Raw genomic sequence first — 19906 nt, 5'->3', positions numbered from 1 at the left:
TAGAGCACCTAAACTAAATAATTAGCAGACCATTTAAAAGTAAAAGAGTACTCTATTTTAAAGTAAGTTTTTATTGAAGCAATAAAAAAAGGTGAACTACAAAATTTGTTGTTTTCTAATTCACTCTTAATATCTTTAGTTTCCATTTATAACACCTAAACTAGGTAATGAGCAAGTTGTTTGAAAGTTATTAGAATACTTTATTTTAGTGCAAGCTTTACTAAAGCTAGAAAAAAAGAAGCTAGAAAAATGGCTATTTTTTGCTAGGAGAGGGGGTTGATATTTTAAGTTCTTTACCGATTTTGACCTCGTTCCTCTCTTAATTGGCTTTCTTCGATATTATTTGATTTTTTGTTCCAAAGAAGTTGAGGCATTCCAAATACGGAAAAAAGAGTTATTTCCACCCAATATTTCGTCATCATCGCCGCCAGTTGTAGCGATTTTATTACCCTCCACATCAAAAGCGCAAAAAGTAAGTACTCCTTTGGCTTTTAAAGTGAAATATGGATTGATTTCCCCGTCTTTATTTTTGTTTAGTTGAGTAGCTTTTGTTGATAGTGGCCAAAAGTGGATTGATCCGCCTTTTCCACAACTGATCATTCGCGTATTGTTTGTGTCTTTGTTTATATACAAGGGTTGATTTGTATGTCCTACAAAGGTAGTGATGGTTTGTAAAGTATCACCGCCGATATTATATTTGATAATTTTCTTATCACGAGTTAAAAAAACGTAATTTTGGTCTGTTTGTGCATCATAGTGTAATAAGCATCTGCGATCTGCTTGGACATTTTGAAGATGAAATATCTTTTTTAACTTCATTGTATTTGTATCAATTATATATAGCCACTTTCCTGCACCAGTGAAAGCCGCTAGACCTTTTCCATTTGAGGAGATATCGTTAAAATTTTCTAGATTTATTTGAAATTTTGCTAAGCTAGGGTTTTGGTTCTTTAGTTCGTTTATTTTATATATTTTTTTGTTAGAGATCGTGCCATCTTCTAAAAGGTCTAAACTATAAATACGAGCCTTGTCTCCTACCACAATAATACGTTTTTCATTATTAACGAGCACAAATTTTCTTATTTGTACATTATTTAAATGGTGTGTTTTTGTACGTTGGAATTTTTCTAAGCTCCATAAAATAATTGAACCATCATATCCAGACGTATATAAATCACCTCGTTTACTAAATTGAGCATGAGTAATTCCCGAAAAATGTCCAGTCAATCTCGATAGACCATTGCGAGTGATTTTTTTACCTGATAAGCTATCCATAACAACAATACTAGCTGGTTGACCAAGTACTATAATATTTTCTTTAGGGTGAAATACAGCGATCCTAGAAGGATGTGATAAACCTTCTACTATCTTTTTGGGATAGATTTTTTTTGGCCAAAATTTAACTCCATTTCCTCCAGAAAAAATATTTCCTTTTGAAGAAAATGCACAAGAGCTCGCTGTCTCGTGTCCTGAAAGTATTTTTTGTCGCTTTAGCTTTACGACAGCCTTGCCTTTGTTTTTAGTAATAGCGATAGAGTAAACATAAATTTCTCCACTATCGGTACTGATAGCCAATTTTTTACCATCAATATTAAACGAGAAACTACTAATGCGACTACTAAATCGTAATTTGGTTATATATTTTTGACCGATCACTTTTTTTCTTAGATCAGGGTTCCAAATATTTTGATCCCAAAAATACAAGTTGTACCCACTTGCACTTACAATAACCTGTGAATTGTTGGGGTGATACGTACATTGTTGGATACGAGTTGGATGTGGACCAAAAAAACGCATTTTATTAAGATGAAAAGTATAAATATAGTTGTCTTGCGCTGCACCTATAATCTTTTTTCCGTTTTTTCCTAAATAACAACTTGTAAAATCGGCACTAACAATTTTTGGTATTCTACCTCGATTATCGATTACTTGATAAGCTTTGGGAATGGAGAATCTTTTTACTATTTCCTTACCAATAACATCAATAAGAATGAGTGATTGTAAAAAAGGCGGTTTTACCGAAGTAGAATGATTGATTGTTTGTCTTGCGACAAGTAGTTTTGTTCCATCTTTATTGAAAGAAAGATCTTCCACTTGTTGTTCACCATAAGGATCTGATGTTTTGTGATTGGGAGCTGCTTTTTCTGCTACAAATATCTTACTTTTTTTAAGAGTTTTTGTGTTTGCAATATAAACGTTTCCTCTTGTGTCACTTGCGGCTATCCATACACCATTACTACTTATAGTGCTACAATTAAAATCTGTTCCAGACCACAGGATTATTGTTTTTGATGTTTCTTTGTTGAGATCGTGTAGGGCAACAGCAGTGTTATAGGTAATCACGATATAGTTGTTGCGACTAATAGCAATGTTTTTGATTTGTTTGTTGTTATTTAATTTGGATAGATAGTGATCCACTTCAAAATGACCGCGGTTTTTTTGCCAACGGTACTCCCAAAAATTTTCAGCATCGGGCTTATTTTCTTTAGCTTGTCTTAGAACACTGTTTACATCAGCTGTTTGATTTTTACTGTTGTATACATCAGCAAGAGTGATATTTGTTTTGTATAAAGCTTCTTTTGCTTGTTCATGAGCTGTTTTCGCTTTTTGTTCTGCTTCTTTTGCTTTTTGTTCTGCTTCTTTTGCTTTTTGTTTTTCTTCTAGAGCTTTTTGTTTTTGTTTTTGAGCTTTTTCTTCTTCACGTTGAGCTTTTTCTTTTTCACGTTGAGCTTTGTCTTTTTCACGCAGAGCAATTTTCTTTGCGTCTACAGCTTCTTGTTTTGCTTGACGAGTAACAACTATGTAGGAATATATTCCAATAGCTAAAACTATAATTAAAGACATAAGGAAGATAAATGATTTTTTATGGCGGCGTATACTTTTTTGAATGCGAATCCACGTTGTGATTGGTTGCGCATGAACAGGACGATTATAAATAAAATTATTCAAATCTTTTGCTAATTCTTTGGCAGTTTGATAACGTTTTTCAGGTTTTTTATGTAAACATTTTAAACATATTGCTTCTAAATCGCGAGGAATATCTGGATTTAGAAGTCGCAGTTCTATAGGATCCTCTGTAAATACTTGGTACAAAAGATTCATTGAGCTTTCACTTTGGAAAGGTGGCCTTTTGGAGAGTATTTCATATAAAGAAGCGCCAAGAGAATAAATATCACTGCGCGCATCTATCTCTTCACCACTTGCTTGTTCTGGAGACATATAAACTAGTGTGCCAAGTACATCTCCGGCTTGAGATAGCTGTTCGTCATTTTCTACATCTTTTGCTAAACCAAAATCCATAATTTTTGGCTCTTGGTTATTTTCCATCATAATATTTGCTGGTTTTATATCGCGATGAATAATCCCCTTTCGGTGAGCGTAATGTAATGCCTCGGAGCATTTTATCATGATAATAGCGGCTTTTTGAGAAGACAGATTTTTACTTCGTATCAATGATAAAAGAGAGCGCCCCTTAATTAATTCCATAGTAAAATAATTTTGCGGCTTTGTTCCTATTTCATAAACCTCTACAATATTAGGGTGTTTTAGTGATGCCGTAGCGCGCGCTTCGTTTAAAAATCGTTGTATTTGTTTTTCGCCTAATGCGCCTGAACCAATAATTACTTTTAATGCTACACTCCGTCGAAGTTGATCATCGCGCACTTTGTAAACCGCTCCCATACCTCCTTCGCCAAGTTTTTCCTCGATGATATAGTGATTAAATTTTTCACTGGTGTTTATTGTACTTCGCTCATGAATTCCTACCATGCTGCTTGTAAATAGAGCGGAGTTGTCAGGAACACTGTTATTTTTAAAGTTTGTTTGCACATTACTGATATTTGCAATACTTTGTTGCTGAGAAATTAATTTTTCTACTGTATCTATGTTCTTTTGAGTAATAAATCCTAAGCGCATTGCAACTTGGCTTAAAGAAATATTTTTTCCTTGCTGAATAGACTGTTGCTGAACAACGCGGCAATTTTTGATATGTTGTTCGTCTATAATACGTAGTTCTAGCGCTTTTTTAGCAAATAATATATCTTTATTTTCCATTTTACGACACCTAAAATAAATATCAGAAAACTGTTTTCAAAGTGTGCGAGAATACTCTATTTTAAGGTACGTTTTTACTGAAGCAATAAAAAAAGGTGAGTTAGAAAACTTGAAATAGATTATTTGTAGAGACTGTTCCTGGCGTGATTTACTTAAAATGTTGGTGATTTTCGAGTGAGGATAGTCATTAGGCGGAAAAGATAAATCTAATTGTTTGGTGATCGAAGGAAACATTTGATTTTAAGTTTACATTGCTTTGCTAAAGCAATAAAAAAAGGTGAACTAGAAAGTTTGTGGTTTTCTGGTTCACCTTTTTTTGCTTAGGTTGATATGTTGTAGGGGTTCTAACGATCCTACCATATCCCGTATATAATTTTAGGTTTTGAAAGCTGAAAACATATGTTCAATTTTAGGGTATTGATTACCAAATTCTGTTTTTTTGAACAATTGTTTTACTGTCATAATCATATTGTTAATAATAATATAACAATGATAGATATGTAAGTCAATAATAAAATACGGAAAACTTACGGATTTTTTGTTTGGTTAATCTAAGGTTTTGATAATTAAGACTTTAGGTGTTTATTTTTTTTGAAAAATAATCTTTTGAGTTTTATTACGTGAGGGAAAAGATGAGACGTTATGCACAGAGAAACGATGCTTTGTTACCATTACTTAGTGAAACACAAGCTTTGCTTGCTGATAAAGCATATGATGCTGAAGAACGTGTTTTAAAAAAGTTAAATGAGAGAGATATTCTTCCTGTTATTCCTTCTAAGTCAAATAATAAAAAGCCTCTTTACTATGATAAACATCTTTATAAAGCCAGTTGGTTGTTAACGAGAAGTGGTTTGTAAAGAAACATATATTTTTAACAGAGTTAGTTTTTGTTGTAGATAAAAATTTGTAGGTTTGTAATTTGAAATGAAGGAAAGTCGTATGAAACTAGAATTAAAACCGTATGTTTGTAAGACATAAAAAGAGGAAAACAAGGAGTGTTTACTACTGTAGTTTTTCGTTGAGTCAATAAAATACTTAACACGCAAAGAGTAACGTGTTTATTATACTTATCTATGATTATAAATGCTTGCAAGCAGTAAATTTAAGCTTCTGATACTAGCGCATATGCTGTTGCTACTACTCCGGTTAATATAAGTGCATGATTTCCCCAATGCATGGATTCCCAATACATTGTTGCTCCTGTTACAATTGCTAAAGCAGCACAGGCAAGTATAAATGGCTTACCAAAAATAAAATCAACAATATTATCAATGCTTATTTTTTGTGATTCACCATTGTAGTGTTTTTCTACTAGTTCTTTATACTCTACAGGAAAACCCAATTTCGAAAGTGTTTGGTTATTTATTCTTCCATTTGTGATGTCGGTGAAAAGTAGTTGATCTACGCGATTTTCCATTTCTCGAATCTTTTGGTAGTATTCTTGCCATTTTTCTGTTTTTAGTAATTTTCTAAATTTTAATTTTTCGAAGAAGTTAAGCTCACCGTTAAGAGCTTTTGATATTAGTTTGCGGTTATTTACTTCGTCAATGTTTTGTAGTACTTCATTTTTTTCTGACATGATTTTGCTCCTTTAGTCATCTCTATATATCTGCGAAGGTTCTATTCCATTGTCTACTGCATAGCGATATAGAGCTTCTCTTATATCATATGTGTAACGACCAACTGTTTGAGAGGTTATTTTCATTTCTTTGGCGATTTTGCGCAATGGCCACTTTAGCATTCTTTGTAACATGTATGCGTGTACAGCACGCTCAGGCAAACTTCTCATATACTCAATTAACCTTTCATCCATCTACGTCCCCTCAACTTTAGGAATTTAGTATTCCTATTACTTTACTAATAATATAATAAGAAAAAAAATGTTTCCAGGCACCCAAATCTTAGATGACCATTTTTCAAGGCTTTGAAGTCTGCCCTGCTCGCTGTTGCCTTATTTTAAAGGCCAAAGAATTTTGGTCGTTTCTACTTATAAAAAATAGTAACTTTGTAAAAAGAAACAAAACCAGGATGTCCAAAACAGCGCTACCTTTTGTTAAAACAAACCAGGAGAAAGAATGGAACCTCTAAAAGCATGTATTTACAAATTTATATTTTGTACTTTCTGCTCATTTATATTGTTTGCCACATCACTTTACCAAGATAGTTTTACCGTATTAGGTTGTCTTGTTGTCTTCATTCTACTATCTTGTCGTTATCTTTTCATATTTTTAATTGTATTTTTTACTGAAATGGGTTATGAAGAAAAAATACACTAGTACAATATTACAAAAACTTTCGAATATCTTAGTTTTATTCTTTCGATTTTTAGCGTGTTGTTTTTCGCTTACAGAGTTGCAACCTGCACGTTCAAAACACTTAGCTAAAAAATCGAAATCCCAAAATCAATATAATACTTTTAAATAATTCTCTGGTGAAGCTTTGCAGCTAATTCTCTGCTTCTAGCAGCAATTTTTTCTTCATCAAGATGTAATATTTTCTTATTCTTCATAAGAATCTTTCCTGAGGCAATAGTTGTATCTACAACAGCGTCTACCATACCAAAAATAAAATGTCCAAGAAAATTGTTTTTGCACATATTTGTTGGAGGTATGTAGTCAAGTATTGCTAAGTCAGCAGGGGCATTTTTTTCTATAACACCCAATCTTTGAGAAAAAAAACGTTCTGCGATAAGAGGGTTATTATTCAACAGCATTTGTGGAGCTTCAGTAAATGCTACACGTGGGTCTTTGTTTGCGAGGCGATGTAGAAGATACGCGCAGCGCATTTGTGATAACATATCTGAAGACATACCATCTGTTCCCATTCCAACAACAATTCCTTGGGACATCATTTTTAAAATAGGAGTTACACCTACAGCGTTGTTCATGTTTGATTCTGGATTGTGGAGCACAATTGTTTTTGAATCTCGTAAAAGTTCAATTTGTTGATCATCGATATGTATGCAGTGAGCAAAAATAGACTTTTCTCCGCAAATTCCTTCTCTTATGAGTCGTTCGATAGGAGTCATTCCATATTTTTTTTGCGAGTCAACACCATCTTCAGGTCCTTCACATACATGGATATGGTAGCCTACGTTGTATTTTTCTGCTATTTCTTTGCATTTGTGAAGGGTATCGTTACCAATTGTAAAAGAAGCGTGCATTCCTAACATTGCAGTAAGAAAAGGAGAATTTTCGCTTTGAACTCTTTCTAAAAATCTTGCATTTTCAGCAAGACCTTCCCCCAATTTATTGCGATCTGAAACTTCATAACATAGACATGCGCGAATCCCGCTTTCTAAGACAGCGTTGGCTATTTGATCAAGACTACCATCGGCGCACTTAGGACTTGCGTGGTGGTCAATGATTGTTGTGGTTCCGTTGCGAATGCATTCAATCATTGGAACTAAAGCACTGTAATATACATCTTCCACGCCCAAAGCAGCATCTAACTTCCACCATAGGCGTTCTAGAACTTCTTGAAATGTATATGCGGGTTCGCCAGGAGGAGCAAATCCGCGAGCCATAGTACTATATAAGTGATGATGTGCGCATATAAAGCCAGGCATAATCACTTTGTTTTTTGCATCAATTCCAACAGGACAGTTGTACTTCTCTACTAGGCTCTTGTCGCCAAAATCAGCGATTTTTCCATCTTTGATGTAAACAACACCTTGCGAAATTACATCATTACTCTCGCCTAAAGTAACTATTGTTCCGTTTGTGATTAAATATTCATTCATAAAAAATTCTCCTATTCAGCAACCATATATTCAACTGGTGCGTATTCATCTGTTAGTATTGGATGATCGGCAAATCTTGCTATAAATGCATCATCTACTACAGCAACTTTTTGATAGAACATCGAACCTAAATAGAGCTTATCTGCTCGACGTCTGGCCTGTATCATATTAGGAGCTTTTTTGAAAGCAAACAATATCAAATTAGTTCGTGCTTTTTTTATGTCGGTGTTTACTGCAAAAACAACAATACTCTCGAAATGCTGTTTTATTGTTTTTAGTAAAGATTTATATAATTGCGATTGCTTTCCTTCGCGTGCAGCTATTACATTAATTGCAATAACACCATTTTCTGTTAGAGCAGTATTTAGCTCTTGAAAATACTCTGAAGTAACTAGATGGTGGGGGATACTTCGTACACCATGAAAAGCGTCTAAAAAAATAAAATTATAAGCCTCTTGTTTGCCACGGAACCAGCGCCGTCCATCATCAATATGTACTTGTAGATTGTCGCTTTCTTTTAGCTGAAAAAAGCGTTTACCTATTTCTTTTAGTTCTGGATCTATTTCTACGGCATCAATGCGACAGTCTGGAAAGTTTTTGTGGAAAATAGTTGGCATTGCAAAAGCACCACCACCAATAAAACAAGCAGACTGTAACTGCGATTTTTTGCGAAAGCACTTAATGAGTTCCCAATATTTTGTGTAGCGAAAAATTAGTTCGCCGTTTTTTTTAGTAAGAGCACCTTCTTGTGTAGAGTCTAGTTTCAATAAAAAAGCGTTTTTCTGATCATATACACGTACAAGATGGTATTGATTGAGGTTTTTGTATACTTCTTTTTTGTTATCAGTTACAGGAAAAACGTCTACATCTGCTTGCACTTCCCATAAAGTAAATGATACCACTAAAAGCACTGCTACTTTTATTGCCTTTTGATTAAGTGATACTTTTGCTAAGGAGTAAGCGACAAGACACAAAATAAAAGGAATTACAGCCGTGAAAAAATAAATTTGGGAAAGTGCAAAGTTTGGAATTAGATAAAAACCGGTAAGAAAAGTTCCCAAAATACTCCCAATGGCAGAAGTAGACGAAACAATTCCCGAAGCAACTCCTACCATTTTTACATTTTCTGAGATTATTTTTACACAAAGAGGGGGAATTGTTGAGAGGCAAAATGCAGGTAGGCAAAAGATAAGGAGTGAACCGATGATTGGACCAGTTGTGTAGGAATTATAATTCGTTAGAAAACCGGCTAACCAACGTGCAGTGAAAGGAATTGTACTTGCGGTTAAACCTGAAACTATTAGCAGTACATAGAGAAGTTTTTCGCGTGGTTGCTTTTCTGCTAAAAAACCACCTATCAAATAACCTAGAGACATTGCGAATAGTACAGTTCCTATTACCCCTGTCCAACAATAAATTGTATTTCCATAATATGGTGCTAAAACGCGTGAGGAGGTGAGTTCGATTACCATCACTAAGCAGCCACAAATGAGAGAAATAGCACTCAAAAAAAGAGTTGGTAGACTATTCGAAGATTGCTGTGGTTGTGCAACTGCATTATCGGCTTTCTGTTTTTTTTTGTTTTTTGGCTTTTTTCCCAATGTACTATCCTTTTATACAAGTATCTAACTTTCGACCCGCGGATCTAGTCCGCACGGCTACTCAGACGTTTTCCTTTTACCGTATCCCTTAACACAATTTTTTGGTTGTTCCAATTACAATAAAGTGTATATCTACGGTTACAGTATCATCTATCAAAAACTGAACTTTTGCTTTTTGTTCGTTATTTTCCGTAGATAAAAGTTGTATTTTACTGGCTAGCTCCATTCCTGGAGTTAGTGGTTTCATAAATTTACAACGAATAACTTTATGCAAAGTTACTTCGTGTTTTAGTATACGACTTACTAAGTGAACCGCCAATTCTAATGAATAAATTCCTGGAACAATCGGGTTTCCAACAAAGTGACCGCGAAAAGCATACAAACTTTGCGGAATTTTAATTGTATTATCTTCCTGCAACATTGCAAGGATATCCTGGTGCATTGAGCAATTATTCATTTTGTTTCTCACTGTGTTTGGTTTCCAAGTATAAAAAAACGCGCCCTTTTACTAGAGATTTTTGTTGTTGGTAAACGGTACCGTTTACTATTTTGTGTTGTCCAAGTCCTCCTTCAACTGTAATTTCTACAGTGAGGTTGTCTGATGGGTTTGGCGTAGCAATAAAATTAAAGTTTTTTATCGCAGTTAGCATTCCAAGACCGTCTTGTCCTGTTTTTTTGTATGCCATCATGACCGCTGAAGCTTGGGCAATCATTTCTATCATTGCTGTATGAGAATTGTTGTGGAAAAATTTTTTTTTAGGCCAATCAACTTGACAAATAATACTTGCCTCGTCGTGAGAGATTATTTTGTCTATTAACCTTATAGGGTCGCGGTGTGGCAAATATTTTTCTATCGACATGTGTTTTTACCTCTAAAAAGGCTTAGTAATGCCCAGGTGATAATAAAAGAAAGTATACCACTTAGCGTCGCAAATACAACACTTCCAATAATATAGTGTTCCATAATCGTTACGCAAAATGCCCAGTTAATATCATGAAGAGTAATAGCTAACCACTTTTGATCTAAAATAATAGACCCTGTTTGGATGGAAAAAAAAAGGATGAAGGGAATCATAGGAGGAATCGATATGTTGGAAAATAGAAGGACTACGGGTTTGTTTAATTTGAAAACGTGTGCAGCTCCTACAGCTATGATCATTTGGAATCCCCAAAGTGGAATAATTCCCATGAAAAATCCTAAGCCTGTGGAAGCTGCCATAATGAAATTGTTTTCAAAATTTTCGGTGAAAAGGAATTTAATTTTTTGTATTAGTTTGTTTGATACCATCGGCAAAATTTTGGATAAAAACCTGACTAAAAATATTTGGTTGAAATTGGACATTGTGGTGAATTTTTTGAAATACTATACTAGTATAGTTCTTTTCGGACTCGTATATCAAAACTTTTTCAATTGATTTTTGATCGGATGCTACAATTATTTGAATACTTTGAATGTATTTTTTCAATTCACCACTGCTTGCAAAGACAAGTAAGTGTTTACCTCTATAATTGCCGCGAATAGATAGATCGAATTTTTTGCGCGCTTCACTGAAGTCTCCTTCGAAAAAAGCTAAAATATATTCGTAAGCAAGTTTTACATATTTTTCATTTGGATTTATGATTCGTTTTCGTTTTCCTTTACGCCATTTAAATACATGCATTTCATCATTTTGAATTAGTACCGCTTTTTTTAATGGTTTGGAATATTCCCAACGAATACTCCGTGGATTTTTGCGTATATAGGCCCATCCTTTTAAACGAAAGACATCGTCGAATAGATCTAAGCGTTTTTCTTGTTTAAATTGGCATGCTAAGGTTTCTATTTCGCGAACATTTTCTTGGAGTTTTTGTAAATACTGCTGTTGTTGTGTTTTGGACAATTGTATATACTCATTGGCAAATGACCACGAAAACAATAGTAAACATATTATTATACGCATATTAATTCTCCTCATCATGAATTTGTTTAAAGCGAATAAGGTAGCATAAATTTAATGCACGTACAGTCACTAGTATTGTGTTGAGTACTGATGTACGCATGTTGTCCATAAATGGACGGAAATGTGATACTCTTCCTCCAGGAGGATTATATTCTACACGTATTGGAATTGAAGTTATTGGAATATTGTGCCATGCAGCACGTGCGAGTATTTCTACCTCAAACTCGTATCGTGAAAAATAAGTGTTGACGCGATTAATTGCGCTAACTGGATAAGCTCGAAAACCACTTTGCCCATCACTAACATCCAAACCCGTTTCTACTTTTAACCAAAAATTAGTAAATTTTTTACCAAATTTACTCGAACCAGGAATATGGGCTGCCTCCATGTTACGGTTACCAACAATAATAGCGTTTGGTTGTGTTGCAATCTTCTGCACAAAGTCCCATATGTGTGATGGAAAATGTTGCCCGTCGCTATCAATTGTTATGGCATTTTTCCAACCGAGTTCTTGTGCTTTTTTAAAACCTGCTTTTAAAGCGAGTCCTTTTCCGCGATTCTTTGTAAAAATAATCTTATTAACATCGCAATTTTGCAGTATGTCTAGTGTATTATCAGTTGAACCATCAACTACAACAATAATGTCTTCTATGTAATTTTTACATCCTTCAATGACGTTTTTTAAAAGGTGACCATGATTAAAAGTAGGAATGATTACCCCTATTTTTGAAGAGCGCGCCTGAATCCTAGATTGAGCCATTATACTGAGTATTGGATAGTCTACTTTATTATTATGATTGCGTATGATGGATTTTTGCAAAAAGAATTTGGAAAAAACACTGGCATTTGAGGAGGTTTGACTAAATGATTTTTTTATATCTTCTATTTTTATGTTTTCTTTTGCTTCTATGAAGGCAACAGCTCTCTCTCCTTTAGATCCTTGGTCTGAAATACGTATAACTGCTGTATCAATAACTTCAGGCAAATTTTTTAATTCTTCTTCTAGTTGTGTCGCGAATATTCTTTTACCGGCAAATTTAATTAGATGTTGTTGTCTACCTTTTATACAAAAACTACCATCGTTGTTTACTGATATATAGTCACCTGTTTTGTACCATTCGTCGTGTAGGTTTGGCGAAATGGCAGGTGATTTTATCAATAGTTCACCAGTGTTTGATTCGTTGTTTCTTGTAATGTAAGGAAAAAATTGTAGATTTTGTTGCTTTTCTTTCCAGGAACGATGAGCAATACCTCCTGTTTCAGTGGAGCCATAAAGTTCTAAGATTTCAACACCTGTATTTTTGAAAAATTGCAAAGCAATAGTATTTCGTAGCGGAGCCCCAGATGAAATACTAAGTCTTAGAAGGCTTAGATTACTACTATCTTCTATTTTGACTAAAGACTGATAGTGAACAGGTGAGGCTACTAGAAAGTTCCCTTGGTACTTTTCTATAGTTTGTAAAATGTTGGTTGGTAGTATTTTGCTACACTGTACCATTGTCGCTCCTACATAGCATGGTAAGAGAACGCCAAAAAGTAATCCGTATATGTGAATAAAGGGAACAATTGTTATTATTGTATCATTGGATGAAATTTTTAGAAGTGTTTGCAAAAAATCTAATTCGCACAAAGTATTATTATAGGTTTTTTCTATATATTTGGGTTGCCCCGAAGTTCCTGACGTATACAGAGAGAACATAATATCTTGTTGCTGGGTAGTATGTATTTCTTTTTCATAAGTTTCTGGTAATTCGCTTATGTAAGTTGCGGTGTCAGCGTTAACTAGATGATCTTCAAAGGCCTTATCATCGTATAAAATCCAGTGGTGTCTTTTGGTTGTTAATACTTCTTGTAGGTGGAATGCATCGTGAAAATTGACGAGAATAGGAATTTTGCCAAGTTGAATCAAAGCAAAAAACATATTTAACATTGTAGTACTGTCTTTGATTAAAAGTAGTACTTGATTTGTCGCACTATCAATAAGAACAGGATGTTGTTTTAAAAGTGAAGTGCTACGATAAATGTTTAGTGATAAAGTTTTCCAAGTTACTTCGCAACAGTTAGCTATAAAAGCTATCTCGTTAGGTTTTTGTAGAGCAAAATCATGTATATTTTGGCAGAAATTTTTAATCATCGCTGTATCCTGTTAAAAGAAAATGAGCAACTTTATTTATTTCTAAGTCCATCGGTCGGTCTTCTTCGAGTTTAGGACTGATGTTGCGAATATTGTGGTAAAACTTTAAACAACTAGGAGATATTACGCTTTTTCCTCTAATATCTATGGCTTGTGCGGCTGCTAAACTATGAATAGCTAGTACTTTTGATACTAAAATTACAATATGCTCTAAATCGCGTGCAGCGATTGTCCCCATACTTACCTTGTCTTGGTTATTGTTTTCCGTTGTACGCGAAAAAATACTTGCTGCTGTAGTGTTACGCAAAATTTCAGCTGTTAATGCTGATACAGTTATTTGCATTCCTTTAAAACCATGGTTGATTCCCAGGTCATTTATAACTAAGTTAGCAGGTAAACTTTGCGATAGCTTTTCGTCTACGAGAAGCGCTAGTTGTTTATCTGCTAAATCCGCGAGATGAGAAATAGCAATTTTCATGCTGTCGGCGGCTTGGGCTATGTACCCGCCATAAAAATTACCGCCTAGTAAGATAGTGTTGTCATTGTCGAAAATAAGTGGGTTGTCCGTTACTGAATTGAGCTCTGTTTGGGTCCAGTTCTCAGCTATAGACAAACTGTCGCGAACAACACCTATTACATGTGGAGAACAACGTAAAGAGTAGACGTTTTGAATGGCAAATGGTAGTACTTGCTTGCGATTTTCTTTGAGTTGTTGTGCAGCTTGTTGGCGGTAATCTGTAAGAGAAGTACATCCTTCCAAATAAGAATCAATATTGCGCGCTGACTTCATTTGTCCACTGAAAGGTTTCAAACGATGAATACGCTCATCAAAAGCTTCGCGTTTTCCACCTAGTACTTGTATACATATAGCTGTGAGTTTTTCTGCTACAGAACAAAGTGTACGTATTTTATGAAGTGATATTGCTAAAACGCCGGTCATCACAGAAGTTCCATTTATAATGGCAAGCCCTTCTTTTGGAAACAGTTCTATTGGTGAAACTCCGTATTGTTGCAATATTTCTTTTGCTGGTACTATTTTATCATTGTGGATAACACGGCCACTTCCTTCGATAACAGCAGCAATGTAAGCAAGCGGTGTTAGATCTCCTGATGCTCCTACAGAACCTTGCTGTGGGATATAGGGAATAATACGTTTGCTAATCAGCATTTGCAAATTTTGAAGAAGCTGATAGCGCACGCCAGAGTAACCTTTTGCCATGCTTACAAGGCGCGCGATCATAATTGCTATTGCTTGATCTGCTGAAAAAGGATCGCCTGTACCACACTGATGATAGCGAATTAAATGTTTTTGTAATGTTTTGGCAAAACTTTCTCCGACAAATTCGCGGCAAGAAGCGCCGAAACCAGTTGTTGTGCCGTAAATCGGAACGTTATTTTTTATTTGTTGTTGCAGAAAATGAGAATTGTTATTTATTTGCTGGATGTATTCTTGGCTACTATCGAGCGCAATTTCATCTTTGCCTTGTACTATACTCATTAGATCGTCTATAGTTACTGTATTGTCTCTTACTAGAACCATTATTCAAATCGCTTCAAAATAATACATGCGTTTGTACCACCAAATCCGAAAGAATTTGACAAAATGATGTTTGGTTGTCCGTGAATTGTTTTATTGGTGATATTAATTTTGGGGGCGTCTTCTTCTTGTTGTTCAAAATTAATATTAGGTGCTATAAAGTTGTAGTGCATCATGGCGAGTGAATAAATAATCTCTGAAGCTCCTGACATCCAACATTCGTGTCCTGTCATAGACTTTGTAGATGAAACTATTGGGCCATTTTCTCCAAATACTTTATTGATAACAGAAGCTTCGACAAGGTCGCCGACTGGCGTTGATGTTGCATGAGCATTTATATAGTCAATGTCCGAAAGTGAAATTCCGGCAGTATCGATTGCGTCTGATATACAGCGCTGTGCCCCTTCTCCTGAAGGGACTGTTAGGTGACTTCCGTCGGAAGAAAAACTGAAAGCAATTACCTCTCCAAATATTTTATGATTGTTTGCTTTTGCTCTTTCTAAACTTTCGAGGACGATAATCGCACCACCACCTCCAGGAACTAAACCTGTTCGCTTGCCATCAAATGGACGTGAAGCTTGCATGGGATCTTTGTAGTCAGAAAAAGCTCCAAGTGCGTCGAAGCTTGACATAGATAACCAATTCATTTCTTGGAAACCACCAGCAATAACAGCATCTTGCATACCTGTTTGAATAAGAGAATGTCCATAGCCAACAGCATGGGCACCAGAAGCACACGCTGCGCTTATTGTGAGGCTTAATCCACTAGAACCAACCATTGAAGTTAAAACATTCGAGCATGCCGAATTCATTGCTTTATAAGCGATGTTTTTTCCTAGTTTTCGTGTATCTTTGTGCTCGCTGACTGTGGAAAAAATTTCTTCTACAGGATCGGATGCACTATCGTTGCCGACGACAACCCCGACATTGTTTTTTGCAAATTCATTTTCGTTCCAGCCGCATTCTTCAAGCACTTTCCTCCAAGTAATTGCAGCATAGTAGGCTGCTTCACTCATCATATCTTTTTGTAATCCGTAAGTATCAGGAAAAGGAGGTAGTTTTGATGTAAGAGAGGAGCGAAAGCCATTTTTCTGCCGTTCTTCGTCTATCTTTATAATGCCTTTTCCAAGCTGCAATGACTTTGCAACTTCTGCAAAGGAATGTCCAAGATTCGAAGTAATGCCTACTCCGGTAATTACAACTCTGTTCATTAGCTTTGTGTTGCTCCCTGCTGTTCTTTAACTTCTTTTTGATTTTCAATTATGAAATGAACAATGTCATCTACAGTTCTTAGTTGTTTTGCTTTTTCTTCTTGGGCGCGAAATCCGAAAAGTTTTTCTAGGGCAACGATCAAATCTACAGCATCAAGGCTGTCTAGTTCGAGTTCTTCGAATAAGCGAGCTTCTGGTTTTAGATCATCGCGTTCTATTTCGAATTCTTCATTAAGAATACCATATACTTTTTCAAGGATTTCTTCGTGTGACATTTCCTTATTCATGTTTTTTGTCTCCGATTTTTTCTATGCGATTTTGTATATCAGTGACCCATTCTCCATATGGATGGCTTTTAAGTGCTGATTGCCATTTTTGTTTTGCTTGTAGTAGTTGTCCATTTTGAAAATATAGGTCTCCTTCAGCTACTATAGTGAGAAAATGCTGTGGATTGAGTTTGCGCATTTCTGTGACTATTTTATCTAAAGGTGCCTTTTTTTGCACCCATAGTTTTATATTTTGTCGCCAAGAAATGAGTTGTGCTACTTTTTTAGGTGAAACGAGAGGATCAGCTTCGATGATTTTCTCATTTATAATAAAGCTTTCATGTGGTTGTTGCTCAAAAATACTTTTTATAGATATTGGTAGATAGCGGCCTGATTGATTTGGCCCGCTGTTTACCCAAATGATGCCATCAGTAAGATCTAATATGACAGAATGTGAACATATACTAGGATTAATAGAGTGAAGGTGACTGAGTCCGATTTCTTTTTCGTTTTTTAGTTTTGTGTCTCTTAGTATAGTAGCGGTAATTTGTGGAGTAATCTGACCTTGGTGTTTTGAGATAAGTTCTCTCATACGTTCAAGGCGTTTGGGTGAACTACCTTCTTTTACGAAAATATTATGATTTTTATGTGTTTGGAAGTCATCGTTTAAAAAATGATTAGAACAAACAAGTGCTTGAGAAAAGTGTTTTGCGTGGCGAATTCTTGTTATTTCCGGACTTTTTTCAACAATGGCAACTTCATTATTTTTACCGTCTGCAATTAAAAAAGACTCTGAAACATATGTCTGACTATTTTTTAAGATAGCTATTGCTTCTTGAATATTTTTTGCTTCTTGTAATATTTTACGCACAACAATTGTTACAGGTGTTGCTTTCCATTTAGCATGATCCGATTTTCCAGCATTGATTGTTACAGCTAACATTTCTTTGTTGACTCCTGAAACAACACCACTCATTCCTGGCCAACTCACTGATAAAAAAGGTATGCCTTTTTGTGGAACAACTACTTGAACGATTTTAAAGCGATCAAAAACATCGCCAATTTCAAAATCAAAATTTCGACCAATAATTAAATGGCCATTAAGTGTACTTTCTCCCCATGCAGCAAAAGATGTACATCCTTGTAAAGATAATACATTTTCTAAAACACGATGTCCTGTGTCGTGGGCCGCTTGATAATTAAGTGCTCGAAAGTAAGAAGAACCTAGTTCTGGGTGCTTGTCGGGAACTGCGAGAGAGTAGCCGTATACTTCTTGTAAAATGTCGTTAGAGAAATAGTTTTGTAAATCGGAATATATAACATACCCTACTTTACGGAACATCCATATTAAAGAAGTGCTCCCCACTATTTCTTCTACCCTTTGTAGTAAAGCGTCTTCTAATTTAGGGGCTATTTGTCCAACGAGCTTTCCCGATGTATAACCAATCGCGAAAGGATCTCCGTGCGCGTGTAATAATAGTAATTCCTGTTCTTTTTTACTCCAAGAATTTCCTATTTGGGTATAATTGTTTTTTTGTATAACTTGTTTGTACTCGTTTAATTTTGTCGCGAGGTTTTCAATATGTGGTGGTGTGTATTCATAAAGCTCTTCAACAAATGCAAAAAATATACAAAATGCAACACATATAAAGGCGAAAATATAAAAAGTACGGCGTAGTATTTTGCGCCATTTACTTGTTTTTTTGTTGGGCATTAGTTAACTCCAAGTAACTGCCTAAAGATATAACGTTGTTTTTGTTGTGAAGAGCATGAAAAAAAGTATCAAGTTCCTCAAGTAATTCATTCTTTAACTCTACGCTATAGTTTTCTGGCATTTTCCCATGAAACAGAATAACACCGCCTCTGTCAATATTTTTTAGTAATCGTTGCGCTAGATTTTTTACACGACGGTTTCCGAAGTCAAGTGCGCGTATATCAAATAGAATAAGTTGGTAGTTATTTTTATACAAAGCTTTTGCTAAATGTGGTGACATTAATGCGTACGGCGGGCGGAACCACTTATTCATAGAATAAGGCTCGCAAGCTTTTTGTGCTTTTTCTAGTTCATTCTCCCAACCACCACATAGCATAAAATTTAACCATGGAACATGGCGATAACTATGATTCGCGATAGTGTGACCTCTTTGACAAATTTCTTCTATTAAGTGTGGAAATTGTTGTGCATCGCGACCAATAACAAAAAAAGTAGCTACTAGATTGTATTTATCAAGTAAGTCAAGTAGATCCTTTGTTAGATTGGGATGTGGACCGTCATCGATGGTCAATACTACCTTATTTGACAAGCGTTTGCGCGGTACACCATCTATAAATATTCGCGAACGCAGGCGAAAAACGCCTACATTTAAGATTATGAACCATAAAGAAAATAATGAGAAGTAGCAAATTTTATTGTTCACTGCGAATGCAATTAGTATAACGGTGAGCGAAAAAAAAATAAACCTTTTCATTTTTTTGCCCAAAAATCATAAAAATTAAACCATTGCTCAGGATAATCTCTTAAGTTTTCTTCGATAAAGCTAATGTATTTTTGTAACCAAGCTTTTATTTGATCGTTTTTCTTGTACTGCCTATCCCATGTGCATAACAAAGGTTCACTGCATACTACTTTGTAAGTGTTCCATTTGATTTTAACAACACTCACAAAGCATATTTTCTTTTGTAGTGTTGCACCTATAATATAGGGGCCTGTCGGAAAATGTGCTTGTTCTCCCATGAATGAAGACTCTATTGTGCGCATTTTTCCAAAGTAGCGGTCTCCATGCATAGCGACTACTTTATTTTCTTGAAGACAGTTTTTGATTTTAAATAAACTGTCGTGATCGCGATCTAGAGGAATAACTGATACGAAATTACGCGCTTTTTTTTGTAGTATCTTTTGTAAAAAGTCACCCTCTACTACTGACATTGCAACATAAGTTTTTAGGTCTTTTTTTTGTTTAAGAATGGATAATCCTGCTTCCCAATTACCAAAATGAGAACCAAGTATAATACCACCTGATTGTAATATGCTTTCAAGATTATTGACTCCGTCTTCTTCCAAATGGAACTTAATTCCAAAAAATACTGCTACGCGGTCAATCAAAACTTGACCAAATGTAAAAACGCGTTTGAAGAGAAAGAAGAATCCTATTTTTTTTGTCTTATGGGACCAATTTTTATATATTTTTTTGAATTGCGTTGTCGATTCGCGACTTTTGCGTTTAAAAATATAATAAATACTGGCTAAAAATAATATTGCATATGTAAAACGTAGTCCCAAAAAGCGTATACAAAAAATGAACATTTTATACCCTAAGGGAGTACCGTAAGACTTGCCATCCCATTTTTTTTCCTGCATTTTTCCGTCCTTGCATACAGATGGAAAATATTTTGTATAATGTTTATAATATAATTGATATTCC

18 protein-coding genes are annotated in these 19906 nt (G+C 35.1%); 1 reads left to right on the top strand and 17 read right to left on the bottom strand.

Annotated features, from left to right (window positions below; genetic code table 11):
* Positions 1-8: 8 nt before the first annotated feature.
* A complete protein-coding gene (locus tag UABHE_RS30085; protein ID WP_372367089.1) occupies positions 9-146 on the bottom strand; it encodes a hypothetical protein in 138 nt (45 codons plus the stop codon).
* Positions 147-339: 193 nt separating this feature from the next.
* Positions 340-4053, bottom strand: a complete 3714-nt coding sequence (locus UABHE_RS30080) for a protein kinase (RefSeq protein WP_372367088.1) — start codon at positions 4051-4053, stop codon at positions 340-342.
* A gap of 632 nt (positions 4054-4685) precedes the next feature.
* Here UABHE_RS30080 and UABHE_RS30075 point away from each other — a divergent pair.
* On the top strand, positions 4686-4910 hold the full coding sequence (locus UABHE_RS30075) for a hypothetical protein (RefSeq protein ID WP_372367087.1): 225 nt from the start codon (positions 4686-4688) through the stop codon (positions 4908-4910).
* Positions 4911-5155: 245 nt separating this feature from the next.
* On the opposite strand, the gene UABHE_RS30070 is transcribed toward UABHE_RS30075, so the two are convergent.
* The 15 genes from UABHE_RS30070 to UABHE_RS30000 all read right to left on the bottom strand — a co-directional run bounded on the left by UABHE_RS30070 (position 5156) and on the right by UABHE_RS30000 (position 19842).
* Entirely contained in the window at positions 5156-5632 is a 477-nt protein-coding gene (locus tag UABHE_RS30070; protein ID WP_372367086.1) for a hypothetical protein, read from the bottom strand.
* Between the two features lie 12 nt (positions 5633-5644).
* Entirely contained in the window at positions 5645-5866 is a 222-nt protein-coding gene (locus UABHE_RS30065; protein ID WP_372367085.1) for a sigma factor-like helix-turn-helix DNA-binding protein, read from the bottom strand.
* Positions 5867-6469: 603 nt separating this feature from the next.
* Positions 6470-7795, bottom strand: coding sequence for a putative aminohydrolase SsnA (gene ssnA, locus UABHE_RS30060; RefSeq protein WP_372367084.1), 1326 nt, complete (start codon positions 7793-7795; stop codon positions 6470-6472).
* 11 nt (positions 7796-7806) lie between these two features.
* Positions 7807-9396, bottom strand: coding sequence for a fused MFS/spermidine synthase (locus UABHE_RS30055; RefSeq protein WP_372367083.1), 1590 nt, complete (start codon positions 9394-9396; stop codon positions 7807-7809).
* Between the two features lie 88 nt (positions 9397-9484).
* Positions 9485-9853: a hypothetical protein gene (locus tag UABHE_RS30050; protein ID WP_372367082.1), complete on the bottom strand. Its 369-nt coding sequence runs from the start codon at positions 9851-9853 to the stop codon at positions 9485-9487.
* A complete protein-coding gene (locus tag UABHE_RS30045; protein WP_372367081.1) occupies positions 9846-10256 on the bottom strand; it encodes a hypothetical protein in 411 nt (136 codons plus the stop codon). Before UABHE_RS30045 ends, UABHE_RS30050 begins: the two co-directional genes overlap by 8 nt.
* Positions 10247-10615, bottom strand: coding sequence for a DUF2062 domain-containing protein (locus UABHE_RS30040; RefSeq protein WP_372367080.1), 369 nt, complete (start codon positions 10613-10615; stop codon positions 10247-10249). Before UABHE_RS30040 ends, UABHE_RS30045 begins: the two co-directional genes overlap by 10 nt.
* Before the next feature lie 37 nt (positions 10616-10652).
* A complete protein-coding gene (locus UABHE_RS30035) occupies positions 10653-11336 on the bottom strand; it encodes an outer membrane lipoprotein carrier protein LolA (protein WP_372367079.1) in 684 nt (227 codons plus the stop codon).
* Between the two features lies 1 nt (position 11337).
* The gene (locus UABHE_RS30030) at positions 11338-13470 is read right to left on the bottom strand and encodes an AMP-binding protein (protein ID WP_372367078.1); all 2133 of its coding nucleotides are present in this window, start codon (positions 13468-13470) and stop codon (positions 11338-11340) included.
* Positions 13463-15010 carry a histidine ammonia-lyase gene (gene hutH, locus UABHE_RS30025; protein ID WP_372367077.1) on the bottom strand — a complete coding sequence of 516 codons (1548 nt, stop codon included), beginning with the start codon at positions 15008-15010 and terminating at the stop codon, positions 13463-13465. The genes UABHE_RS30030 and hutH overlap by 8 nt, the downstream gene beginning before the upstream one ends.
* Positions 15010-16218: a beta-ketoacyl synthase gene (locus UABHE_RS30020; RefSeq protein WP_372367076.1), complete on the bottom strand. Its 1209-nt coding sequence runs from the start codon at positions 16216-16218 to the stop codon at positions 15010-15012. Before UABHE_RS30020 ends, hutH begins: the two co-directional genes overlap by 1 nt.
* The gene (locus UABHE_RS30015; RefSeq protein WP_372367074.1) at positions 16218-16505 is read right to left on the bottom strand and encodes an acyl carrier protein; all 288 of its coding nucleotides are present in this window, start codon (positions 16503-16505) and stop codon (positions 16218-16220) included. The genes UABHE_RS30020 and UABHE_RS30015 overlap by 1 nt, the downstream gene beginning before the upstream one ends.
* Positions 16498-18198 (bottom strand): C45 family autoproteolytic acyltransferase/hydolase, encoded by a 1701-nt coding sequence (locus UABHE_RS30010; RefSeq protein ID WP_372367073.1) that lies wholly within the window; start codon positions 18196-18198, stop codon positions 16498-16500. The genes UABHE_RS30015 and UABHE_RS30010 overlap by 8 nt, the downstream gene beginning before the upstream one ends.
* Entirely contained in the window at positions 18176-18952 is a 777-nt protein-coding gene (locus tag UABHE_RS30005; RefSeq protein ID WP_372367072.1) for a polysaccharide deacetylase family protein, read from the bottom strand. The genes UABHE_RS30010 and UABHE_RS30005 overlap by 23 nt, the downstream gene beginning before the upstream one ends.
* Positions 18949-19842: a hypothetical protein gene (locus UABHE_RS30000; protein ID WP_372367070.1), complete on the bottom strand. Its 894-nt coding sequence runs from the start codon at positions 19840-19842 to the stop codon at positions 18949-18951. The genes UABHE_RS30005 and UABHE_RS30000 overlap by 4 nt, the downstream gene beginning before the upstream one ends.
* Positions 19843-19906: the final 64 nt, after the last annotated feature.

Source organism: Candidatus Uabimicrobium helgolandensis (assembly GCF_041508025.1).
Classification (GTDB): domain Bacteria; phylum Planctomycetota; class Uabimicrobiia; order Uabimicrobiales; family Uabimicrobiaceae; genus Uabimicrobium; species Uabimicrobium helgolandensis.
The sequence above is the reverse complement of the archived record's forward strand: the minus strand, read 5'-3'. Positions and strand labels throughout refer to the sequence as shown.